16 protein-coding genes are annotated in these 24,576 nt (G+C 46.7%); 8 read left to right on the top strand and 8 right to left on the bottom strand.

The features are described 5' to 3' along the window. Positions 1-82: 82 nt before the first annotated feature. The 3 genes from Q1V85_RS07375 to Q1V85_RS07365 are packed head-to-tail and all read left to right on the top strand — an operon-like array spanning position 83 to position 5,454. Positions 83-2,572, top strand: coding sequence for a tetratricopeptide repeat protein (locus Q1V85_RS07375; protein WP_300598659.1), 2,490 nt, complete (start codon positions 83-85; stop codon positions 2,570-2,572). A gap of 1 nt (position 2,573) precedes the next feature. Then, positions 2,574-4,373: an HSP90 family protein gene (locus Q1V85_RS07370; RefSeq protein ID WP_300598658.1), complete on the top strand. Its 1,800-nt coding sequence runs from the start codon at positions 2,574-2,576 to the stop codon at positions 4,371-4,373. A gap of 10 nt (positions 4,374-4,383) precedes the next feature. Then, positions 4,384-5,454, top strand: coding sequence for a hypothetical protein (locus Q1V85_RS07365; protein ID WP_300598657.1), 1,071 nt, complete (start codon positions 4,384-4,386; stop codon positions 5,452-5,454). A gap of 269 nt (positions 5,455-5,723) precedes the next feature. Here Q1V85_RS07365 and Q1V85_RS07360 read toward each other — a convergent pair whose 3' ends face one another. The 3 genes from Q1V85_RS07360 to Q1V85_RS07350 all read right to left on the bottom strand — a co-directional run bounded on the left by Q1V85_RS07360 (position 5,724) and on the right by Q1V85_RS07350 (position 9,307). Then, entirely contained in the window at positions 5,724-7,013 is a 1,290-nt protein-coding gene (locus Q1V85_RS07360) for an aminopeptidase P family protein (RefSeq protein ID WP_300598656.1), read from the bottom strand. A 737-nt stretch (positions 7,014-7,750) separates the two neighbouring features. After that, positions 7,751-8,230 (bottom strand): helix-turn-helix transcriptional regulator, encoded by a 480-nt coding sequence (locus Q1V85_RS07355; RefSeq protein ID WP_300598655.1) that lies wholly within the window; start codon positions 8,228-8,230, stop codon positions 7,751-7,753. A gap of 237 nt (positions 8,231-8,467) precedes the next feature. Beyond that, positions 8,468-9,307: an endonuclease/exonuclease/phosphatase family protein gene (locus tag Q1V85_RS07350; protein WP_300598654.1), complete on the bottom strand. Its 840-nt coding sequence runs from the start codon at positions 9,305-9,307 to the stop codon at positions 8,468-8,470. A gap of 361 nt (positions 9,308-9,668) precedes the next feature. On the opposite strand from Q1V85_RS07350, the gene Q1V85_RS07345 reads away from it, so the two are divergent. The 4 genes from Q1V85_RS07345 to Q1V85_RS07330 all read left to right on the top strand — a co-directional run bounded on the left by Q1V85_RS07345 (position 9,669) and on the right by Q1V85_RS07330 (position 16,134). Beyond that, positions 9,669-10,217 (top strand): RNA polymerase sigma factor, encoded by a 549-nt coding sequence (locus Q1V85_RS07345; RefSeq protein ID WP_300598653.1) that lies wholly within the window; start codon positions 9,669-9,671, stop codon positions 10,215-10,217. 60 nt (positions 10,218-10,277) lie between these two features. Next, positions 10,278-11,288 (top strand): FecR domain-containing protein, encoded by a 1,011-nt coding sequence (locus Q1V85_RS07340; protein WP_300598652.1) that lies wholly within the window; start codon positions 10,278-10,280, stop codon positions 11,286-11,288. 87 nt (positions 11,289-11,375) lie between these two features. After that, positions 11,376-14,513 (top strand): SusC/RagA family TonB-linked outer membrane protein, encoded by a 3,138-nt coding sequence (locus Q1V85_RS07335; RefSeq protein ID WP_300598651.1) that lies wholly within the window; start codon positions 11,376-11,378, stop codon positions 14,511-14,513. 31 nt (positions 14,514-14,544) lie between these two features. Next, positions 14,545-16,134, top strand: a complete 1,590-nt coding sequence (locus Q1V85_RS07330; protein WP_300598650.1) for a RagB/SusD family nutrient uptake outer membrane protein — start codon at positions 14,545-14,547, stop codon at positions 16,132-16,134. 133 nt (positions 16,135-16,267) lie between these two features. Here Q1V85_RS07330 and Q1V85_RS07325 read toward each other — a convergent pair whose 3' ends face one another. The 4 genes from Q1V85_RS07325 to Q1V85_RS07310 form a co-directional block, all read right to left on the bottom strand. Further along, entirely contained in the window at positions 16,268-16,906 is a 639-nt protein-coding gene (locus tag Q1V85_RS07325) for a deoxynucleoside kinase (RefSeq protein ID WP_231008793.1), read from the bottom strand. Positions 16,907-16,976: 70 nt separating this feature from the next. Then, a complete protein-coding gene (gene trpS, locus Q1V85_RS07320; RefSeq protein WP_300598649.1) occupies positions 16,977-17,981 on the bottom strand; it encodes a tryptophan--tRNA ligase in 1,005 nt (334 codons plus the stop codon). 103 nt (positions 17,982-18,084) lie between these two features. Beyond that, positions 18,085-18,735: a murein L,D-transpeptidase catalytic domain-containing protein gene (locus tag Q1V85_RS07315; protein ID WP_300598648.1), complete on the bottom strand. Its 651-nt coding sequence runs from the start codon at positions 18,733-18,735 to the stop codon at positions 18,085-18,087. A 144-nt stretch (positions 18,736-18,879) separates the two neighbouring features. Next, positions 18,880-20,079: a bifunctional 3,4-dihydroxy-2-butanone-4-phosphate synthase/GTP cyclohydrolase II gene (locus tag Q1V85_RS07310; protein ID WP_300598647.1), complete on the bottom strand. Its 1,200-nt coding sequence runs from the start codon at positions 20,077-20,079 to the stop codon at positions 18,880-18,882. A gap of 544 nt (positions 20,080-20,623) precedes the next feature. Between Q1V85_RS07310 and Q1V85_RS07305 the strand changes: the two genes are divergently transcribed. Next, positions 20,624-23,980: a TonB-dependent receptor gene (locus Q1V85_RS07305; protein WP_300598646.1), complete on the top strand. Its 3,357-nt coding sequence runs from the start codon at positions 20,624-20,626 to the stop codon at positions 23,978-23,980. A 185-nt stretch (positions 23,981-24,165) separates the two neighbouring features. Here Q1V85_RS07305 and Q1V85_RS07300 read toward each other — a convergent pair whose 3' ends face one another. Then, the gene (locus Q1V85_RS07300) at positions 24,166-24,576 is read right to left on the bottom strand and encodes a GNAT family N-acetyltransferase (RefSeq protein WP_300598645.1); all 411 of its coding nucleotides are present in this window, start codon (positions 24,574-24,576) and stop codon (positions 24,166-24,168) included.

The raw sequence follows: 24,576 nt of genomic DNA, 5'->3' as shown, positions 1-24,576 counted from the left end.
CTCCGGAATCTTTACGCACATGGGGGAAGGATTTATTTAATAAAACCCTATTTTAGTAGCCTCACCAAATGAAAATGAATGTATGAGCCACATCGCAGTTTATGAAAAGTACTTTGAAGACCCGCTTTCCGTTCCGGCAGATTTTGTAACCAGCCTCAACAACACCAATATCCGCAATGAAGACACCTGGTTGAGGGCCCTGGCGCTCCTGGAACAAAAGGCTGGAACCGGAGCTCCCAAAGCGGAACTGGATGTTCTTTTTGATCTGTTGTTTAAAGCGGGTGCGGATCATTCGGTAAGCGTGTATTTTCCCGATGAGGTTTATGCCTGGTTTTTTAAGAAGATGACCGGGGTACTCACGCGCGTGGGCACCGTGTACCCGGAGGCATTGCTGGAAAAAGCGATGGCGCTGGTACTCACCCGCAGAGGTTATAAAGATCATGCAGCAGCAATACAGGCCTTTCAACAGGCGATAACGGCCGGTGTGGAAGCCGCGGCCCCCATATATTATTATTATCAGTATGCAGGACTTTTGCCGGGAGCGGATAAAGAAGCTGCACTGGAGCAATTAAAAGCACTGGCAGCGGCAGGCAATCCCTGGGCCGTGGTATACGAAGCATATTACCAGATCTGGTATAGCTCCGGGTTTGAGCCCGGTGCGGCGCTGGAGCAATTAATAAATCACCCGGATAAAAAATTGCAGCGGCACTACTATGATGTGCTGCAGGGATACTATAGCAAGAAGGGTGACCGGGAAAAACAGATCGCTGTTTTAAAGGAAGCCATCAGCAAATTTGATGCGGCCTATTCCCGTTATGTACTGGCCGAAATATCCTGGCCTGGTGCACAGACGGAAACGGAAAAGGGGGCGTTGCTTAAAGAACTGGAAAAAGCCTACGTGGACGGATCAATGGATGCTGCTACCAGTTTGGGTTTGAAATTGTTGCCGCAGCAGCCCCAGACGGCGCAGGATTATGAACCCGCCATTTTCTGGTTGAAAAAAAGCTGGGAGTATGACAATGCATATGCAGCATACCGGCTGGCGTACCTGTACCTGTATAACGAATGGGTGGCGGATGTACCGGCAGGACTACAATTGCTAAAAGAGGCGAAGGATGCGGGAAGCGTGGATGCCGCTATTGAATGGGCGGAAGTGCATATTGAAGGCCGGTTTACGGAGACAGATAAACAGGTCACCTTTGAAACGTTTGAAGATCTGTATGCTAAGCAGGTGCCTTATGCGGGGTACCGGCTGGGCAACTTTTATGAGTATGGCGATCCGGATCTGAATATTACGGCCGATCTTACCCGGGCATTCCAATATTATAAAGAAGCTGCGGAACAACAGTTGCCGATTGCTCAATATAATGTGGGCCGGTTCCTTAAGTATGGCTTTGATGATCAGGCACCGGATATAGCAGCATCGATTCCTTATTTTACAAAAGCAGCGGAGGCAAACAATGCCCAGGCCTGTACCGAGCTGGGCTTGATTGCAGAGGTAGCTGATCAGCCGGACTATGCCCGGGCATTTGAGCATTTTAATAAAGCCGCGGAACTGGGATATCCTTATGCCAGCTATATAAAAGGACTGTACCTGGAATATGATTATCATCAATCGGGGAAACAGGACCCGGTGGCTGCAGTAGCGTGTTATGAATATGCCGCCGGCTATAATGAAATGAATGCGGCCTATGAGCTGGGCCGTTGTTATAAATTTGGAACCGGTACGGCGCAGGATCCGGATAAGGCGATAGCATACCTGAAAAAAGCTGCAAAAGCTCAAAATCCCAAAGCCCTTACGGAACTGGCGCTGAGTTATGAGCGTGCGGAAGGGGTAGCCGAAGACCGGGATAAAGCCCTGGCGTATATGGAACAGGCCGCGGGACTGCACTATGTATACGCGCAATTTGCAACCGGCCGGTATTACCTGCATGGGTATGTGCAGGCAGACAGTGCAAAGGGGCTGGAATGGCTGGAAAAAGCCGCGGCCAGCGAGTACCCTTATGCATTGCTGGAGCTGGGCGACTATTATATGTTTGACTACGACCGGGTAGAACAGTATGAAAAAGCACTGGGCTATTACCGCCGGGCAAAGGACCAGCAGGTATATTCAGATGGACTGGGCCTGTGTTATGAGTATGGCATTGGAACGGAAACAGCTCCCGCTACGGCTTTTAATGAATACATACTGGCAGCCGAATATGGAAATACAAATGCCAAGTACCGGCTGGGCCGTTGTTATTATGAAGGATTTGGTACCGATAAAAACCTGGAAGCTGCTTTCCGGTGGTTTGGGGAAAGTGCCAATGAAGGAAATGATCATGCAAAGGTATACCTGGGACGACAATATTTAAAAGGAGAAGGCATACCGCGCCAACCGGAAAAGGCGGTAACACTTTTTACAGAAGCCGCCGAAAATGAATCCGCCAATGCACAATATGAGCTGGCCAACTGTTATCTTATGGGTACCGGTGTGGATGAAGATGAACAAAAGGCGCTTTACTGGTTTGAACGGGCATCAGAAAACGGCCATGAGGGCGCAAAAAAATTAACAGGAAGAAGACGGAAATAACATGGAAACATCAAATAACGCATACTATTCTTTCCAGGTAAACCTGCAGGGAATGATCAGCTTGTTGTCGGAGCACCTGTACAGTAACCCCAACACTTTTATAAGGGAACTGCTGCAAAATGCAGTAGATGCCATCGCTGCACTGCGCCAGCTGGATGAAGGGCTTGAAGGAGCGGTTCGCATTGAATTGCCGGCACCTGCTGATGACCGGCATTCCTTCAGCTTCCAGGACAATGGTATTGGCTTAAAGGAGCATGAGATTCACGAGTTCCTCTCTGTGATTGGTGAAAGCTCCAAGCGAAAAAATGCGGAAGATGCGCGGCTATTCATCGGCAAATTCGGTATCGGGTTATTGTCTTGCTTTGTGGTAAGCGAAGCCATTACCATCGAAACGCGCTCTGCTTTTGATGAAAAAGGTTTTCGTTGGTCGGCATTTAACGACGGCCGTTACCAGATAGACCCGGTGGAATCATTGCCCATTGGCACCAGGGTATACCTTACGCCCAAAAAGAATTATGCCCATTTGTTCCGGCCGGAAAATTTTATTCCGCAGATCCGGTTTTACGGAGATGCGCTCCCTGAAAAAATCACGGTCGTTACCAATGACAAAGAGCAGCTGATCAACCCGGCGCCGCCGGTGTGGCTTACCCCCGGTGCAGACCGGGAGGCGTTGCTGCAGGCGGGCAGGGATATTTTTCAACTCTCCTTCCTGGATGCGGTGCCCTTTCATACGGAATCCGGAGCATGCGCGGGGGTATTGTATATACTGCCGTATAAAACACAGTTTTCGCTGAAGCAGCACCATCGTATTTATTTAAAACGGATGTTCCTGGGAGAAGCGGATAACGGCTTGCTGCCTTCCTGGGCATTTTTTGTAAAAATGGTGGTAAATAGCAATACGCTTAGCGCAACTGCCTCAAGGGAATCGCTGATGCAGAACGACCTGCTGCGGGGCACGCGCAAAGAGATTGGTGAAACGCTTAAATCCTATCTCAAAAGCATCCGGGATATAGATCCGCAAATATACCTGAAGATCATACAGACGCATTTCCTGCATTTGAAAGCGATGGCCGCGGAAGACGATGAATTTTTACGGCTGATACTGGATGATCTTCCGTTTGAAACCAATAAGGGATTGCGGAGTTTTAAAAATATCAGCGAACAGTTCCCCGTCATTTATTACTGTGCCGATTATGAAGAATTTAAACAGGTGCAGCGGATTGCTGAATTTCAGGGAGTACTGGTGTTAAATGTGGCCTACACATTTGAAGAGGAACTGCTGAAAAAGATAAAAGGGATCCGGAAAGAACTGAACATCCGCGAAATGTCGTCTGCCAAATTGCTGGATACCTTTGTAAGCATCAGCGCCGAGGAAGCAGAACGGTACCAGCCCTTCCTGGATAGACTAACAGGTTTTACGCGGCCATTCCATTGTACCGTAACGCTGAAGTATTTTGAGCCCGGGGATACACCGGCCATTTTTACAAGGGCAGATGAAGACTTTGCAGCGGCTACCATAAAAAAACTAAAGGCCAGCGACAATCCTTTTGCGCATGCCCTGGACAGCCTGAAACAGCAGCCCGAATTGTTGAACCAGTTTTGCCTGAACATGAATAATGATCTGGTGCAGCATATGCTGGCACTGGATGATGAATATATGCTACAGGCGATTACTGAAGTGTTGTATGTGCAGGCATTGCTGATGGGCAAACACCCGGTAAATGAAAAAGAGATGCAGCTGTTCAACAGTGCCCTGCATTCACTGCTGGTAATGGGAATGAAAAATTTTATCCAGATTTAAAACATCCTGTATGTTGTACACATTAAAAATTCAAAAGCTATTAAATCAGGGCGAAGCGCTTTCTTTGCCTGAAGAGAAAATAAAACTGCTGTTGCAGGCCATAAAAATTGCCGATGAGAACGAAGACCTGGAATGGGGATATGACCTGCGGCTGATGTTGATTGAAACAGAACGGGACGTAGCATTCACAAAGGAATCCATCCCGGCTTTTGCGTGGGTGCTGCAGGTTTGCGATCAACATCCGGATCTGTTTTCTGAAACGGATTTCCTATGGCAATATAAATGGATGATGGCCGACCTGTATGATAACCCGCATGTGTCGAAAGAACAGGTACAGGCTGCATTAGAAGATTTTAAACTGCGGCTGCAGCGGAATGGCTATGGTTTACGGGCTTACTATAATGAGCTGTACAGCGATGCGCTGGTACAAAAAGATGCGGCATTGATACAGGAATATGGGGAGCAATTAAAAACGATAACCCGTGATCAGATGAGTGATTGTGAGGCTTGCGAAATGGATGCAGAAGTAAGTGCCACGTTTGAACTGCAGGGCTTTCAGCAAGGGCATGAGCAGGCGCTGCCGTTGCTGGAAAAACAGTATACCTGCGTGCATGTGCCCATGCGTACCCTGGCAAACCTGAGCTATGAAGCATTTAAAAATAACCAGCCCGAACTGGCGCGGGAATTTTGTGAAAAGGCCAATATGGAGCTGGAGGCATTAACGCATGACGCCTCTGCCTTGTTATCGGAAATAAAGCTGCTGGTATTTAAGGCCTCCGCCAACCAGGCTGCTGCAAAAGAGCAGATCGAACAGCTGGTGCCAAAGGTAGCCGGTAACCAGGGCCGGAAGATGTTCCAGATGGCCCTTTATTTTATGGAGGCCCTGCGGCAGTTTCCAGAGAAGGACCTGTTTCACCTGTTACTTAAAGAGGATCACGGATCGTTACAAACCGGCAAAACCGATTACAGCCGGGATGAATTGCTGGCTTACTTTGAGCAGGTTGCCCGAGATATTGCCGGGCTGTTTGACCGGCGCAATGGGAATCATAATTTTATGAAACAGCTGGAACGCATTCGTTAAGGTAAGCGAGCCATTCAGTGTGCATTTTTAACCACATAGGCGCATAGGTGTGATCTCGGTTTCTGAAAGTATACACTAAATCCGGAAGTGTTGTACGCTGTTTTCCATTGTCATACTACGGAAGATTGTTGGTATGTTATATGCGTCTTCTTTGTCTTTGCAGCAGCCTTTTATTACGCAGTCCGTCCATTTCCTCTCATCATGTTAAAAACGAAGAACAGCGGCCGGCATCCCGGACCGCTGTTCTTATATGCTGCCGTTGCTAAGTGCTAGCTGTTCATCAATGTTTCAATATCGTCTGCTTCAATGGGCATGGTCTTCATCAGGTCGATGTTGCCGCTGCGGGTAAGCAGAAAATTGTTTTCGATGCGCACTCCGGTCTGTTCTTCCTCGATATAGAGGCCCGGTTCAATGGTTAATACCATACCCGCCTTTAAGGGTGAGCGGAAGGGTCCCAGGTCGTGCACATCAATACCCAGGTGATGGCTGATGCCATGATAAAGGTATTTGCGGTAAGCCCGGTTTTCGGGATCTTCGTTTTTTACATCGCCCCGGGTCAGCAAACCCAGTTTGAGGCATTCCTTAGTGGCTGCGTCACCCAGCTTTTCGTGATAATTCACGATGGTAATGCCTGGTTTTAGGATGGAGGCTGCATAACGATGCAGGCGTAAACAGGCATTGTATATTTCCTTCTGGCGTTTGGTAAACCGTCCGTTTACGGGAATAGTGCGGGTAAGATCGGCGTTGTAGCCGCCATATTCTGCACCAAAATCCATCAGGATCAGTTCTCCATCCAAACATTGCTGGTTATTGCTCACGTAGTGCAGGGTGCGGGCACGGTCGCCACTGGCGATAATGCTGCCATATCCCTCGCGGGTAGCGCGGTTGCTGAGGAAGGAGTGCAGGATCTCGGCTTCGATCTCAAATTCCCATACGCCCGGTTTGATGAACTGCAATAAACGTCGGAAGGTTTTTTCGGTAATATTGATCGCTTTCTGAATTACTTCTACCTCTTCCGGCGTTTTTATGGCGCGTAGTTCTTTCAGAACCGGTGCTGCCCGTTGATACTGATGCAGCGGAAATTTTTCTTTCAGTTCTTTTATATACCGGTATTGCCGGGTTTCAATCCAGGAACTTTTGCGGTCGTTCTCATTCGTGTCGAGGCAAATTGTTTGAGCGGCATGGATCCAGGAGGTGAGCAGGGCCGGCAATGCGTCCTGCCATACAATGGTTTTAATACCACTGATAGCTGTTGCCTCATTAGCCCGCAGGCGCTTTCCATCCCATTTTTCTTTTAGCTCGTTCGGCCGTACCAGCACAAGTACCTCACGGTATTTGGGATCGGGGTTATCCGGGTAAAGGATCACCATACTGTCTTCCTGCTGGATCCCCGAAAGCCAGAACAGGTTGCTATTGGGTTTGTATTTATAAAGCGCATCGCCGTTTTCAGGCATTTCATCATTAGCCAAAAAAACAGCGATCGTATTACGTTCCAATTTATCCGTAAACCGTTTGCGGTTTTTAATAAAGATCTGGGGATTTAGCGGTAAATATTTCATGTGTCTGTATTTAATCGAAACAACCGTCCGTAACCTAAGTCCGGCTGTTTATGGGTTTCAAATATACGTAAAACTATCAACCGGTAGTTGAAGCCCGGGGCTGTGGAGCACCGACGGTTCTGGAATGGAAGAGAGGCGTCTGGCGGTACGCTGTTGAAAAAGTATCGGGCCCGAAGCAGATGGTCACCCGGCAATGGCCAATAAAAAAAGAGCTGCCCTAAGAATAGGACAGCCTTCAAAATAAACACCACTTATACAAAAGTTAAAATGGACGTTTTTTTGCTTTCAATGTAAACCTCGATCCTTTTTTAAGAAATGCATAAAACACACACTTAAAATATCTTAATTGCCTCTTTTATAAATCAGTTCCGGAAGCTGCAAATGCACTTGTTCCTTCAAAATACAGCACGGTCCGGAGCGCTCATCCACTACAATACTTCATCTACCCGGAAAACCCGGTGTCTGTTACAAAAAACAAAACATGCGTGATAGGCGTTTTTATACAAAACTGCTGATTTGGGCCCTATCAATTGGTATGCTAAACTGGATATGACCAGAATGAATCATTCTGAAGTTGTCATAAGCAGATTTAGGCTGCATGCCTCCTGTTCATCGATCTGGTTGTAAATCTGGCTACAAATATCACCTACTTTACCATCCCCGGCAATACCCCAATTGTGGTATTTTTGATGGGTTGTGCTCACCAGAATAAAGCCCCTCGCTTTTATTACCAGCGGTTACAGCAGCATCGAGTAAAAAATGAGTTCTTTTACGCTGTTGCATCCCAGTTTTCTAAAAATATTCTTCCTGTGGGTTCTTACAGTGTCGGTGGAAATGAAAAGAAGACTGCCGATTTCGGCGCTGGAATGCCCTTTTGAAAGCAGGCTGCAGATCTCTTTTTCGCGGATACTCAATTGCTCGATGCTTTTTTTGTATTTAGAAAGCATCGTCTTGTTTTTCAGGTAGAAGTCGATTGTTTTAACGTATTCAAATACTTCATCCCGGTCTAATTTTATGGATAAGGTGATTTTCTTTTTTTTCGCGGAGGCGTTCTGACGGATGATTTCCATCGTTATACCCAGGATATGATCACTGTCAACCAGTTCCGCTTCCGATTTCACCACTTCGGATAAATTGGTATTCCCGTCCTGTTGCTCCTTAACCCGGTAAGACACAGAGGTATGATTTCTGTTATGTACGTCAACAGGATCACTCATATTTAAGCGGTTATAATTTTGTCCGTCAAAGGTATTTTTTATTAATATGTCAAAAATACCCTAATTGGGGTATTTTTTGAATGGTTGCAAAAGCCTTTAAAAGGTAATATGCGCTATGATGCACCCATACACGGGTATTATTGCCTCAATCCGGGAAAGCGATGCCCTGGCAGATGGCTCCCAAAGGTATTGCATTAATAAAAAATCTTCAGCCATGCTTTAAACAGGGAGCATGCCTTATTTAAAACGGAGGATGGCCTCTACGGGGAAATGATCCGAAGGGTATTTACCATGGTAGGTATCTGTTAAAATACCCCAGCTGAGGGCTTTGCCATTCCGGGTAATAAAAATATGATCAATGACTTCGGTGCGGTCTACGGTTTTGCCATAAGCATTAAAAGAACCGTTGTTTTCGTAAGGTTCTTTCACATCGTTGTAGCTGTCTTTCAGAAGGGTTGAGCTTTCAAGGATGTGGTACCATTCCGAATTCCGGTCGCCATTAAGATCACCTACAAATATTGCATTGCTTTTGCCGGCGATTGCTGCAATCTGTTTAAGCATCAGTTTGGCACTTTCCACACGGGCTACCTTTCCCTCATGATCAAAATGTACGCTGAAGAAATAAAACTTTTTACCTGTTTTTTTGTCCTTCAGTGCTACCCATGAGCAGATACGGTTGCAGCAGCGGGCATCCCATCCTTTGCCCGGTTTATCCGGCGTTTCCGATAACCAGAAGTCGCCCGATTGTAATAACGCAAACCGGTCTTTTTTATAAAAAATGGCAGAATGCTCGCCTTTATCCCCGCCGTCGTCGCGCCCTTTACCATAACGGGCATAGGCCGGCAGCCGTTCGCTGATATCGTCCAGCTGGTTTTTAAAGCCTTCCTGGGTTCCAAATACATCAAAATCGTGGTACCGGATAAGATTGGCTACGGGGGTGGCCCGGTCTTTCCAAAGATTACCCTGGTCCGCAGTGGTCTCCATCCGGATATTAAATGTAGCTACTTTGAGCTGCTGGGCTGCTGCATGATAAAGAAGGCCGCATATAAGGATTACCGTCAGTAAGTATCGCTTCATAATGATGTTGTATTTAGTTGCAATCGTGTGGGCGCCAAGTTAGTACTTTGTTGCTGATTTCTTTAAAAGAAGCACAAAAATAATATCCGGTGATGCTGCGGCAGAAGAAAGGACCGCGCTGCTGAACCGGTTACAATTTGAATGATACAACTGAATAACGCAACGCGCAAATGAGATTACCAGATTGTTATATTTAGGAGCGATGGTGGCCGGATGGAGCCGGATATTTCCAAAAGTACTATCTTCATAAAACTTCCGGAGCAACAGGATACCCGGAGGGTGTGCTTGATTATGGGGACAACGATCTCGTTCCGGCGCTGCCGGAGATGGATTGGTTTGTGTAAATTTTGGTGTAATTTTAATGTCTGTTACCAGCGGGTATATGCTTGCAATGCTTCAGAAAATCAGGGAGGGTGACCAGGATTCATTTCACGAGTTTTATAACTTGTTTCATGAGCGCCTGTATCAATATATTTATATGTATACCCGCTCCGAATGGCTGGCCGAAGAAACCGTGCAGCTCAGCTTTATCAAAATATGGGAGCAACGGAAAAAATTATCCACAGAATACAGTTTGTCTACCCAGCTGTTCCGGGTAGCGAAGTTTACCCTGATCGACCTTCTGCGTAAAAATAAAATCCGCGAAGTGGTGCAGCTTCCACACCCCGAAGCACTTACAGAAGAAACCTCTGTTATTACCGCTATTGAAATGAAGGACGACCTGAAACGGGTCATGAAAACGATTCATGATCTGCCAGTGATGCAACAGCAGGTGCTTACTCAAACCCGTATCAACGACCTTTCTCATAAGGAAACTGCGGCCCTGCTTTCCATCTCCGCCAAAACCGTTGAAACACACGTTACAAGAGCTGTTCGCCGGCTCAGAAAAACCCTTTCTCTCTTTTTTTAAAAAAAAGTTACCACAGTTGTAGGGGATTTTTTTTGTTTGTTCGAACAATAAGGTATGGAAATGTCTCCGGAATTATTACAACGCTTTTTTGCAGGTCACTGTTCAAAAGAACAGGAGGTGCAAATAAGGGCATGGCTGGCAGCGCACCCGGAGATGCTGGCGCCTTATTTGACGGAGCAGAGCTGGGAACAGTTTCAGGCCGGGGGAGCGGTGCCTGCTGAAACGTCGGAGCGGATGCGGCGGTACCTGTTGCGGAAAATGCGTACGCGCACCCGGTACCTGCGATGGAGCGCCGCGGCTGCTATATCGATATTGCTGGTGGGCCTGGCTTATATTCAACTGCAGCAAAAGGAACAATCCTTTATGCAGGAAGCCGTGGCCATGACCTGCTTGCAGGTGGCCAATACCACTTTTATTGCGAAGAATATAAAGCTCCCGGATGGTTCGCAGGTGGCGCTGGCCCCGGGCAGCTCACTGGAATATGATTCCGTATTTGGGGTACGGAGGGATGTGCAGCTTTCCGGAAATGCTTCTTTTTCGGTTGCAAAAGACCGGACCAAACCCTTTTGTGTGCATACCCGGAATATCAATGTGACGGCGCTCGGAACCGTTTTTAGTGTGGAAGATCAGGATACATTGCTGACCCGTGTGCGGCTTCTGGAAGGGAAAGTGGTGGTGAAGAAAGAAGCGCATGTAGCAAAAACAATGGATGCCGTGTTCCTGAAACCTGGGCAGGAACTGGTATTCAATAATGCTGATTTCTCTAACCGGGTACGGCGGTTTGGTGATAAACCGTTGCAGGAAAAGCCTGCAGTTGAACCGGTTTCGGAACCTGTTACAACCGTGCTGGAATTTGACAACGAACCCATGAATGCGGTGTTTAAAAAAATAGAACAGACCTATCATGTAAAGATCGGGTTCAATGAAGCCACGGTAAAAGATATGCGCTTTACCGGTATCTACCGGCCATCTTCAGAAACGATCGAACAGTTTCTGAATACGCTTGTATTGTTAAATCATCTCAAAATAGAAAAAACAACAGCAGGGTTCCTGATCCGTACCGACGATTAAACCAGAATGTTTGTACCTGAATAACTAAGCACGTTTATACCCGGAAGGAGCCCGGATTTTTTAAGAAAAACTAAATCAGCATCTCTTATGAAGCAATTACGCATCGTACTGCTATGGCTTGTCTGTGCCCCTTGTATTGTATTTGGGCAGGGCGGCGGAACCAACTCGGCAACGGGAGTGGTAAAAAATGAGAAGGGAGAGCCCATGCCCGGAGCCTCCGTACTTCTCCAGAAAAAAAATGAGGGTGGCAATTTCTCAAAGGGACTGAGCACTGCCACCAACCAGAGCGGGATCTTCCAGTTTAATAATATCCCCCTGGGCACCGGGTATCGTTTTATTGTAAGCTTTGTGGGATATCAGTCTGATACCCTGGAAGGCTATGAGGTAAACGCTAACAGCCGGATCTCTATCAGTGTGGAACTGCAGCCCGGTGGCAGCGCCCTGGATAAGGTGGTGGTGATCGGTTATGGTTCCATGCGCAAGAAAGATCTTTCGGCCGCCGTGGCAACGGTTCCCGACCTGGAGCAGGCCAAAAGCAGGCCGGTGCTGAGTGTGGAAAATATGATGCAGGGAAAAGTGCCGGGTATTACCGTAACCAATGATGGCGGTCACCCGGACCGCGGTGCCAAAGTAGTGATCCGGGGGATCGGTAACCGGAGCGGAGAAAGTCCGTTGTATGTGGTAGACGGAGTGCCCAATGCACCTTATAACCCGGCAGATGTGGAATCGATCACGGTATTAAAAGACGCCGCTTCTGCGGCGATTTATGGAGCCTTTTCAGGATCGGCCGGTGTCATTCTTATTACGACCAGGCAGGCTAAAAAAGGCGAGCCATCCGTGGAGTATGCAGGCTTTGCCGGTGCCAAAAAGGCCTGGCGTTTACCACAATCCTTAACCGCGCAAAAGGAAGCAGAGGTGGCTAATTTGGCAGCCGCCAATGCCGGAGCCCAACCACTGGATGGATGGAATGCGGCAAAAAATCCCTACGCCCAGGAAACCCGTACCGACTGGATCGGTTCTATCTTCCGCACCGGGCTTATCCAGCGCCATACCGTAACCCTGAATGCGGGTACGGAAAAATTCAGCACCCTGTTCCAGGGGCGCTATGAAGAAAACCAGGGTACACTTTTGAATACTTATGCAAAAAATATGTCGCTGCGGTTTAATGCTGGCTATCAGATTGCCCCGAATGTGAAGTTCCGGCAGGAACTGTTTTATAATAACAGTGACAGTCGCGGTACAGCTACAGAAAGCGGGTATAGCGGTACCATCCTGTCTGCCATCTATATGCCGCGCTCGGCCACGCCTTATTATGCAGATGGAAGTTTTGGTGGCGTAGGCCCGAGGGAATCGGCCTACCTGGGTATTCATGGCGATGTGATAAACCCGGTAGCCACGCTGCTGCGGAACAAGCCCGATAATAAAAATATAGACATCCAGTCGGTTTCGGAACTAACGGTTTCCAACCTGGTGACCAGGGGGCTTTCTTTTATCACGCGTTTCTCTTTCCGGCAGGGTCAGTCTTTATATAAAAACTTTATACCCCGCCGCACGGAACCCGGTAAACCCAATAATTCCAACCAGCTGGATTATCGTACGGATAAGTCGAATAACTGGATCTGGGAGAATACGCTCAATTATGCCCGGGTGTTTAACCAGCACAGCCTGGGGCTGATGCTTTCTACCACCGCGCAGCAAAATAGTGCAAAAGGATTTAGCGCTTCCGCAAAAACCTTTGACAATGAAGCTACCTGGGCGCAGTTCTTTGCTTTTGCCGGTAACTTTACCGATCTCCAGCCCAGCGACTGGGATTGGAGAGACCGTAACCTGTCTTATGTAGGACGGTTGTCCTATAGCTGGGCCGACCGGTATTTTATGACGGCCAGCCTGCGGAATGATATCGCACAGCGTTTACCGGTTAATAACCGCTCTAAGTATTTCCCGGGGGTAACCGCGGCCTGGAAGATCAGCTCCGAACCTTTTTTCAAAGCAGATGCGGTGGACCTGCTGAAGATCCGTGCCAGCTGGGGACGTATCGGAAATATCAATTCGATCCCGAGTTACTACAACAATTCAGCCGATGGCTACTATTATGCGTATCCCTACCTTACAAGAGACAATATTTTCCAGGTGGGCAACGGAGGCCGGCAAACTTTTGTATACTACGTGGGCGATTTACACAATCCAAAGCTGAATTGGGAGAGCTCAGAGCAAAAAGACATCGGTATAGATATCGGCCTTTTAAAGGACCGGCTGACCATCACCGCTGATTATTTTGATAAAATGACCATTGACCTGATTGCGCAACAGAGTGTCAACTGGCCAGTGGCCATGGGTTTGGGTGCGCCCATTATTAACCAGGGAAAGATTAAAAATACGGGCTTTGAATTCAGTGCTACCTGGCACGGCCGGATCAATGAACTGACCTACGATCTGAACGGAAACTTTGCCACCCTGAAGAACCGGGTAGCCTATATTGACGAAGATCCCAGGTCGGCCTGGACTAAGGAGGGCATTACCTGGCGGGGCACCATGAATCCCTATCGCTCCGTGGTAGGGCAGCCGTTTAATTCATTCTGGTTGTACAAAACCGGCGGTATCTTTCAAACGGATGCTGAAGCCGCGGCTTATGTAGGGTCCGATGGTAAACGGATACAGCCCAATGCCAAGGCCGGTGATCTGAAATTTATTGATCAGAATGGCGATGGTAAGCTCGATGACCAGGACCGGGTGTTTATGGGCAATGCGTTTCCGAAGGTTACCTATGGCTTTACGGCCAATGCCAGCTGGAAAAATTTTGACTTCAGTATGTTCTGGCAGGGCGTAGGCGGTGTAAAACTGTTCCATATATTTAAGGAGTCTACGCTCAATGCATCGGAGCAGGGATACAATCGCTGGGATAAGATACTGGATGCCTGGTCGCCTACCAATACGGGGTCGAATATTCCACGTATTTCTGCCAATGACCCCAATAAAAACTTCCAGACACCCTCCGACTGGTACCTGGAAAATGGCGATTACCTGCGGCTGAAAAGTGTGGTGCTGGGGTATAATTTCAATAAGCTGTATAGGAATATGAAACTGCGGGTGTACATCAGCGGGGATAACCTGCTCACCTTTACCAAATATTCCGGAATGGATCCTGAAGTGGGGGGGTATGGTTTTGATGGTGGTCAGTTCCCGGTGTCAAGAATTTATGCAGCAGGTGTACGCCTGACGTTTTAAAAATGGTTAAACAGAAAATTAAAATCAGTATATGAACTATAAATTTACTTCCATATTGCTCCTGGCTGTATTGGCACTGGCTTCCTGCAGTAAGGGTTGGGTAGATTCTAAACCGCAGGGCAAGGCTTCCACTGCGTATCAATGGGACGGTGAGAATAATGTGAATTCGGCCATTGGCGCTCTGTATGTGCCCATGCGCAATGAAGGTACCTGGGGGCGGAACCTGTTCTGGATGCAGGATGCCAGCGATGACCTGATCGTAGGACGCTCCAAAGCGGATGGTGAAAATATCAAAAACTTTATCTGCTCCGGTAATGAAGGCTATATGAAAGATGGCTGGAGCGATCTTTACTGGATGCTGAATAAGGCCAACCAGGCCATTGATGGTGCATCAAAAGCCACCAATATTTCTGATGCACTAAAAAACCGGGTGATGGGTGAAGCCTATTTTATGCGGGCCTTTGCCCATTTCTGGCTGGCCTATCTCTGGGGACATAAAGATCAGGGCGTGCCTTACGATGCTGTGGAAAATCCTGAATTTGGCAAGCGGATGCTTCCGCAGTTAAAATCGGTAACGGATAACTATGCGGCCATTGCGGCCGACCTGCAAAAAGCGGCTGACCTGTTGCCGTTGTTCAGCACTTATGATGATGCCAATAAAGGAAGGGCGCATAAAGCAGCCGCTCTGGGGTACCTGGTAAAAACCTATGCCTACTGGGCACAGTTCGATCCCAGCAAATGGGCATTGATCCCGGCGCTCTGCGACCGGATCAAGAATGAATGCGGCCGGGCACTGATCACCGGGATGGCCACACCTGCAGAGAATTATAAAGCTGTTTTTAAAATTGCCAATAACTGGAGCAGTGAGTATATATGGTCCGTAACATCCGGCCCCCTGGGCGGATCTGAATTTATGGGGGTAGTGCTGGAAAACAAAGGCTGGGGCATTTATAACGGCTGGGGCTATTTTCAACCAACGGAAGAATTATATGATGAATATGAAGCGACTGATCCCCGGAGGGAAGCGACGATCTTAAAGTTTGGCGACAAGTTTACGTTTTTTGGTGTGGAGCGGAGTTATTCCTCTACTAATAGCCTGTCTGGCTTCCAGATCAATAAATACATGGAACCGTACAGCTATGGTTCTAACAACGACCCCAAAACCAACGATAAGATCAACCAGAACGGAGATTATCCTACCACTTCTTTGAACCTGCCGTTAATGCGCTATGCGGAGATCCTGTTGTTTAAAGCGGAGGCCCTGATTCAGCAGGGAAAGAACGGTGAGGCGGCCGCACCTTTGAACGAAGTAAGGGCGAGGGTGGGCCTGTTACCGATCGCCAATCCCACGCTCGATGATCTGAAGCACGAGCGGCGCTGCGAACTGGCATGCGAGTGGACAGACCGGGTGATGGATCTGAAACGCTGGAATGATGTAGCCCGTATCAATGCTCCGTTACACGGACGCATTCATACGGATAAGTCAAATCCTGCTTCACCGTATACCATCCAGCAGGTTTGGCCGGCCCGTAATTATACCCAGGCAAAAATGGCCTGGCCCATTGCGCAGGATGAGATCAATCTTAGTGGTGGTGTTTACAAGCAAACGCCGGGCTGGTAATTCCTGTTTGAACGGAACCCGGATCCCGTTCCGCTACGGGTAAGTAATATAAGAAAAGGCTTCGTCTGCAGATGAAGCCTTTTCTTATAATTTTTTATGGAGGGGTATGAACGCAGGCCCCTCGGTATTGTCATCAAAACAGTCCGTACAGCTGGGAGTCGATCTTGGAAATGATCTTTCCAAAATCTTCCACGTTGTCGGCAAAATTGTTTTTATCTACATCAATGATCAGCAATTTCCCCTCTTTGTAAGAACCGATCCATTTGTTATAATATTCGTTCAGCCGCTTTAAATAATCGAGCCGGATATTTTCTTCGTATTCCCGGCCACGTTTCTGAATTTGTCCTACCAGCGTGGGTACAGAAGCGTTCAGGTAAATCATGAGGTCTGGCGGCCGCACCATCGATTTCAGGGTCTGGAAGAATTGATAATAGTTGTCAAAATCCCGTTTGCTCATCAAACCCATTTCATGAAGGTTGGGCGCAAAAATATTGGCGTCTTCATAAATGGTACGATCCTGTATAACGGTTTCAGTGCCGTTCTGGATATCGATCAGTTGTTTTAACCGGCTGTTCAGAAAATAGATCTGCAGGTTAAAACTCCAGCGGGGCATATCATCATAGAAATCCATCAGGTAGGGATTGTGATCCACATCCTCAAAATTGGGGATCCACTTATAGTGCTTGCTCAACATTTCTGTTAAGGTGGTTTTACCGGCGCCAATATTACCGGCTATGGCAATATGCTTGGGTTTGGATTTTGATTTAGCCATATTACGGATGTGATACAGGAATGGTTTCGTTGTGAAAAATAACTATTCTTTTTTAAATGGGTTTATTTTCTCAGAAGTATTTTAAGCCCATCGCTTTGCGGACCATGTCCATGGTTTTTTCTGCATTCTCTGCTGCTTTCTGAGCACCTACTTTTAAAATAATGCTCAGTGCCCGCTCATCTTCCCGGATGGCTTTTGCTTTTTCCCGGATGGGGCTGATAAAGCGCACCATATCTTCGGCCAGTTGCTTTTTCAGATCGCCATAGCGAATGGTACAGGCATTAAAATCGGCCTCATATTTTTCGATGATCTCCGGTGTACATACCAGTTTCATCAGGTCAAAAATATTCACGATATAATCCGGCTTTTCGGAGTTGGGTTCGGTAGGACCGACGTCCGTTTTGGCTTTCATTACTTTCTTGCGGATCAGGTCATCATCATCCGACAAATAGATCGTGGCATACTGGTTTTCGCTCTTGCTCATCTTTCCCGCGCCATCCAGGCTGGGTACCTTTAGCAGTTGTGCTCCATAATTGAAGGCCTTGGGTTCCGGAAATACCTCGCCATAACGATGATTGAAACGGTTGCCGAAAGTACGTGTCATTTCCAGGTGCTGTTCCTGATCTTTTCCCACAGGAACATACATGGCACGATGAATAAGGATATCTGAAGCCATCAATACCGGGTAGGTAAGCAGCCCTGCGTTTACATTTTCCGGTTGCAATTTTACCTTGTCTTTAAAAGTAGTGGTTTTTTCCAACTCTCCTTTATAGGCCAGCATGTTTAAATAAAGATACAGTTCTGTTGTTTGCGGCAGATCGCTTTGGCAATACAATACACATTTGTCCGGGTCTAATCCGCTGGCCAGGTAATAGGAAGTAACAGAGAGTATATGTTCCCTTAATTCCTTTGTGTCGGGATGCGTGGTCAGCGAATGCAGATCGGCTATAAAAAAATAGCAATTATATTCGTCCTGCATTTTTACATAGTTCCGTAATGCGCCAAAATAATTCCCCAAATGGAGTTGTCCGGTTGGCCGTACTCCACTTAAAACGATTTCTCCTTTTTTACTCATAGGCCGCAAAGATAGATAAAGTTTGAGGTTGAAGTTTCCGGCTGCCGGTTTAAAATTCTGCGTTACAGGTATAGAAGGTGGCGTATTAAAAAATATCAGGGGTTTATTGGATCCGATCATCGTAAATAGAAAGCAGTACGGGCCTTGCGGATGCATCAATAATGGATTGCAATTGTTTTAGGAAGCCCGTACTTACGGTGGGGCAGCCATCGCTTTGGCAAATTTCATCATCCACTTCAATTTCCGGTACACATGCATGGGAATGCAACACTACAAACCGTTCAAAGGCCTTGTTATTGCTGCTGTCCAGCCCGTATAATTTATAGGCCCGTCCAAATTTCCCGTAGTAGGCGCCACCGATCCGGTAATTGCCCAGCGAGGTACAGCGGCTTCCCACATCATTGCTATACCGTCTTCCCTCCAGCCACTGTTCATTACAGCGCCCGTGCGTAACCAGTCCGGATGCGATAACGGTGTCCTGGTTCAGATCATACACAAAAAAACGCTTACGGGAGGAGGGCTGCTGCATGTTAATTAAAAATGCCAGATTCGGATTAAAGTGCCGGTTCCGGATAATGGTTTTAATGGCGGCCAGTTGCGACGCATCGGGTTTATAAATGGTTCCCTTTTCCACGCGGATGCCAGGGGAGACGGGTATTGACGTGGTGCCGTTGGAGCGGATGTAACCTGTATGATAAAATAAGTAACCACCGGCAAGCAGGAGCAGGCTGACCAGCGTCAGGAGTTTGTTCATAAACGGCTTTTGGAAGAAGATGCGGTTACCGGTGCATTCCATAAAGTTCGGCCGTTTACCCGATGAGCCTCAAAAAAAATCCCGGCAGGATAGGTATTCACTGCCGGGATTTTTTTAAGCGTATACTTATTTCAGGAGGGGCGTTTAAAACTCGTGCCCCAGTTTTTCTTTTTTTGTACGCAGGTATTTTTCGTTGTGCTCGTTGGGTGTAATTACGATCGGTACACTTTCCACGATCTCCAGTCCGTACCCGATAAGACCTACGCGCTTCCGGGGGTTATTGCTCATCAGGCGCAGCTTGGTCACATCCAGATGGCGGAGGATCTGTGCACCTACCCCGTAGTCCCGTTCGTCCATCTTAAAGCCCAGGTGCAGGTTGGCTTCCACCGTATCCATACCATTTTCCTGCAGTTTATAGGCTTTTAGTTTGTTCATAAGACCGATACCACGTCCTTCCTGGTTCATATATAATATAAGCCCCTTGCCTTCCTGTTCTACCATTTGCATGGCTTTATGCAGCTGATCGCCGCAATCGCAGCGCAGGGATCCCAGGATGTCGCCGGTAAAACAGGAGGAGTGTACCCGTGTAAGTACCGGTTCCCCCTTTTCCCATTCACCTTTTATCAATGCCAGATGCTCATTATTACTGTTCTTATCTCTGAAGGCCACCAGGGTAAAATTGCCATATTGGGTGGGCATGTTCACCCGTACGATCTCTTCGATGAGCGAGTCACGCTTCAGGCGGTATTCGATAAGGTCTTTGATGCTGATCAGCTTCAGATCAAACTTTTTGGCCACTTCAACCAGGTCCGGAAGCCGGGCCATGGTGCCGTCGTCGTTCATGATCTCTACCAGCACGGCGCCGTGCGGATAAGGAAAGCCTGCCAGGCGCGCCAGATCCGTTGCTGCTTCGGTATGACCTACACGGCGCAGCACGCCGCCTTTTTTTGACCGCAGGGGAAAAATATGTCCCGGACGGCCTAAATCCGACGGATTGGTAAATGGATTATTGAGCGCCTCAATGGTCTTGGCCCGGTCGGATGCCGAAATACCAGTGCCGCAGCCGTTGCCCAGCAGATCCACCGAAATGGTAAAGGCGGTTTCATGCAGCGCCGTATTGTTCGTTACCATCGGCGGCAGGTTTAGCTCGTCGCACCGTTCTTCAGGAAGGGGGGTGCAGATCAGGCCGCGGCCGTTTTTGGCCATAAAATTTACAATTTCGGGAGTAATAGTAGCAGCGGCGGTGATAAAATCGCCCTCATTCTCACGGTCTTCGTCATCTACAACGATTACGAGTTGGCCATTTTTTATCGCTTCAATGGCACTTTCTATTGTATCAAACATATGTTCTTGCTGAATTTATACAAAGATAACGATTGTAAGCGGGGTTTGGTTTTGTGGTTTCCTGGTTTCGTTGCTGCTGCGGGTAAAAAAGGCAGGTCCGGCGCTTTTTAGCAACACCTGTTTAAGATGATTTTACGGTTGTTTCAGGATGTGGTTGTGACAGAAAATCTGTGACCATTTCTTTTTGTCACAAAAAACGGTCACAAATTCCCATGGCCGATTGTTCCTCATTTGCGGGTAAACTGTATTTATTGATCATCAATGGTCGTGCTGGATACCGAAGTTTTGGGTAAGTATAAAGATCATATCGTAACCAGGTGCCGGCAGGAGCCCTGGTATCAATGCTGCTGGTAAAGTTGTTTGTGCGCTGATTTTCAATAAACAAGATTCTTTTTATCTCTAAAAAGTCCTCAATCATCGAAATTGATCCGGATCAAAAATTAACGGATGTTAGGCGCTTGGTTACAATTTGTTAATATTCGGGCCCCAAATGTTAAAGTTTATTCTGTTTCTTTGCCCCCTGAAATCAATTAATCCCAAAATTATGTTAAAGAAGATTTATCTATTCATGGCTGTGGCGCTTCTCTCCACGGCTTTTCTTCACGCCCAGGTAACTACCAGTAGTATTACGGGGAGTGTAAAAACAGAAGACAATAAAGCACTGGAAGGAGCTACAGTTACTGCAGTACACGAACCTTCCGGCACAAAATACCAGGCTGTTTCTAATAAAAACGGCCTTTTTAATCTCCAGGGCCTCCGGATTGGTGGTCCGTATACCGTTGAGGTGAGCTTTGTTGGCTATTCTTCTCAAAAATTTGAGCAGATCAGCCTGGCCCTGGGTGTACCGTATGACTTGCAGGTTGCTTTATCTACTGCAGCTACAGACTTACAGGCCATCGTTGTTTCTGCAACTTCAAGGAAAATAAGCACAGTTAAGCAGGGACCTACCACTGTATTTGGCCAAAGGGAGCTTACAAGCATGCCTACCATCAGCAGAAGCCTTACCGATATTACCAGGGGTACACCCCAGGCCAATGGAAATAACTTTGGCGGCCGGGATGGAAGAATGAACAACCTGAAAGTGGACGGGGTAAATATGAATAATAACTTTGGATTGAGCAATGACCCTCAACCCGGTGGCGGTCTTCCTCCTATTTCTATTGATGCTTTTGACCAGGTGTCTGTAGCAACGGCGCCTTTTGATGTACGGCAATCTGGCTTTACCGGTGCTGCCATTAATGCGGTAACAAAAAGTGGTACCAATACCTTTCATGGAACGGCCTACACGTTTTTTACAAGCCAGGACTTTAACGGATCCCAGGTAAGGGATTACCGGCTTACCAATGCTAAAACCAAGAATAATATTTATGGAGGTTCTTTTGGCGGTCCGATCATAAAAAATAAATTGTTCTTTTTTGCCAATGGGGAATACGAGAAGAGCTCCCGCCCCGGCCCAACCTGGTATCCGACCGGTGGTTCTGGTACCGGACAGCAAAGCAATACTCCAGTAAATGATATGAAGCTGGTGGCTGATCATGTGCTTGAGAAATATGGATATGATGTAGGCGCCTATCAAAGTACACCTCCTTTTGCCGGAGATGACTGGCGTGTTTTAGGTAAAATAGACTGGAATATTGATCTGAATAATAAGCTGACATTAAAGTATACAAACTTTAACAATACCAATGACTGGGCAACGGTTAATAATGGTAGTATTCCTAACAGCGGTGGATTTAGTGTTGTGGGAAGAACCGGCAGTGTAACCAGCTTACCCAATAACCGGTACAGCAAATCTTCCATGGCGTTTTTTAATTCCAACTATTATTTCAAGCACCTGGTAACCACCTATTCTGCAGAATTGAATAGTAAACTGTCATCCAGCATTAATAACCAATTTTTGTTCACCGTTACAAAAAACAAGGATACCCGCATATCTCCTGCAGGAACGTTCCCGACTGTTGATATTTTTAACGGTGCAGGGCAAAACTATATCAGCCTTGGAACTGATCCGTTTACAGCCAACAACGATGTGGTGAATAATATTACATCTGTGATTGACAACTTTACTTATAATGTTGGAAAACATACGCTGACAGCAGGGGTTAGTTATGAGCAGCAATATCTGGGAAATATGTTTATGCCCGGTGCTGCCAGTTATTATGCCTATGATTCGCTGGGCGCATTTTTAAATGATCTGACTCCGGCTTATTATTCCTGGACCTATTCGCTGCTTCCTGGTAATCCCAATCCGTATTCAGCTAAGTTGAAAACAGGACAGTGGGGCGTGTATGTTCAGGATGATATTAAATTAACCGATTACTTTACTATTTCAGCGGGACTGAGAGTTGATAAAATCAATTATCTGGAGAACCCGATCGGTAATTATAAGATCGACAGCATGTTTTTCCCCAATGCGGCAGGCGATTTTGTACGGTATTCTACCAGCAAATGGCCCAATTCCCGTCCGCTGGTTTCTCCCCGTGCCAGTTTCCGGTGGGATGTGCTGCATGACCGTTCGCTCATCCTGCGTGGAGGTAGTGGCTTATTTACCGGCCGGTTCCCATTGGTTTGGCTGACCAATATGCCAAGCAATGCCGGTATTGTACAATTCGGAGGTAAAATTACCGACCGAGCTACCTTATCAACCATAAAGTTCAATCCGGATCCGTCGGCCTATGCAGACAAATTTACTCCGGCTCCGAATCAGACACTCGACCCGTCATCGGTAACCATTCCCGGCACATTTGCGCTGATCGATAAGAATTTCAAATTCCCAATGGTTTGGACATCTGATTTAGCGGTTGATAAAACGTTTGGAAAGGGCTTTACCGCAACGTTGGAGGCAACAGTTACCAAAGATGTTTACGCTTTAAATGTTCGGAACGCCAACTTTAAACCGGCCGACAGTGTTTTTTATGAGGGCGACCTGACCCGGGCACGTTACACTTCTGCAAGTAAGTTTTATAACGGAAATTATAATGCATATGTAATTGAAAATTCCAATAAGGGTTATTCGGCCACTTTTACAGCGCAACTTACAAAAGCAGCGGCTAAAGGCTTTTTTGGAAGCGTTGCTTATGTGTATACTGTTTCAAAAAGCATTAACGGCTTAGGAAGTGCGCAGGCAAACTCTTTATATAATTTTAATCCGAACCAGGGTGTTGGTAATGACGTAGAGCTGGCTAATTCGCAATACGTGGTGCCACATCGGGTAGTTGCAAACCTCTCTTATAAAATTGAATATGCCAATCACCTGGCGTCTACAATTGGTTTATACTATTCCGGAAGTCAGAGTAATGGAATCAATACATCCTATATCGTAAACGGAGATATTAATAACGATGCAAGGAATGCTGCAGATCTCATGTACATTCCCAAAAATCAGGCAGAAATGAATTTTCAAACGCTGACTGTTAATGGTACAGGTGCGGATGGCAAACCCGTATCTTATACATTTACTCCCGGACAGCAGAAAGAAGCATTTGAAACATTTATCAATAACAGCAATTATTTAAAAAAGCACAGAGGGGAAATTGCAGGTAGAAATGCGGCGTTATTACCCTGGTACAATAAACTGGATCTGGCGTTTTTACAGGATTTCTATGTGAGATCCGGTAAAACCCGTCACAACTTACAGTTTAGTGTAAATGTGCTGAACTTTTTAAATATGCTGAACAGGAACTGGGGTGTGCTTAAAACGATCACGATCAATAACCCATTGGTGTATAAATCGCTTGATGCAAATGCAAGACCTGTTTATACCTGGTCTACTTATTCGGTAAACAGGGATGGCGGCGCAACAGGCACGCAGGTTCCTACTTTGTATACACAACCTTATCAGGACTTACGCACTGCTGCAAGTACATGGCAAATGCAGTTAGGACTGCGTTATACATTTTAATAGCAGGTTTGAACGTTTTTAAAAACCGCCTCCGGGCGGTTTTTTTGTGGGGACAAACGGATGCTCTCATGGCAAGCCGGTTTTTGTTTGTTTTTTCGGTGGCAGTGAGGCCCCGCCAGTCCTGGATAATTAAACGGGTGTGAATTCTCCTCTACACAGGGTAAAGGGCCCATGTAGTGTTTTATTTATTTATTATCATACTCCATTCCCGGAGCGTCTATTGCGCGTTCGGTAAAACCATTCTTTTTATAAAAGTCTTTTTTCCCTTTTGCGCTAAAAAGAAGAATATCATTAATACCTGCTAATTTAAGTTCTGATACCATAATTCTTAGAATGGTTTTGCCAATACCGTTCAATTGATACTCCGGCGCCACGATTAAATCGACAATTAGTGCATGTAAAACGCCGTCTGATATGACTCTTCCAAAGCCAACTAACCGGCCATCTGTATAGACAGAAACCGTGCACCAGCTATTTTGGATTGCTGTATATAGTTCGCCTTCATTTCTCTTGTAACCTTTATTCCAATGGGTAGTTTCAAATAGCTTAAAAAAAGAAGCTTTATCGGGTAGACTAAATAAGTATTCAAATTCCAT

This window comes from Niabella sp., from assembly GCF_030150205.1.
In the GTDB taxonomy this organism is placed as follows: Bacteria; Bacteroidota; Bacteroidia; order Chitinophagales; family Chitinophagaceae; genus Niabella.
This window is presented reverse-complemented; position numbering and strand designations above follow the sequence as displayed.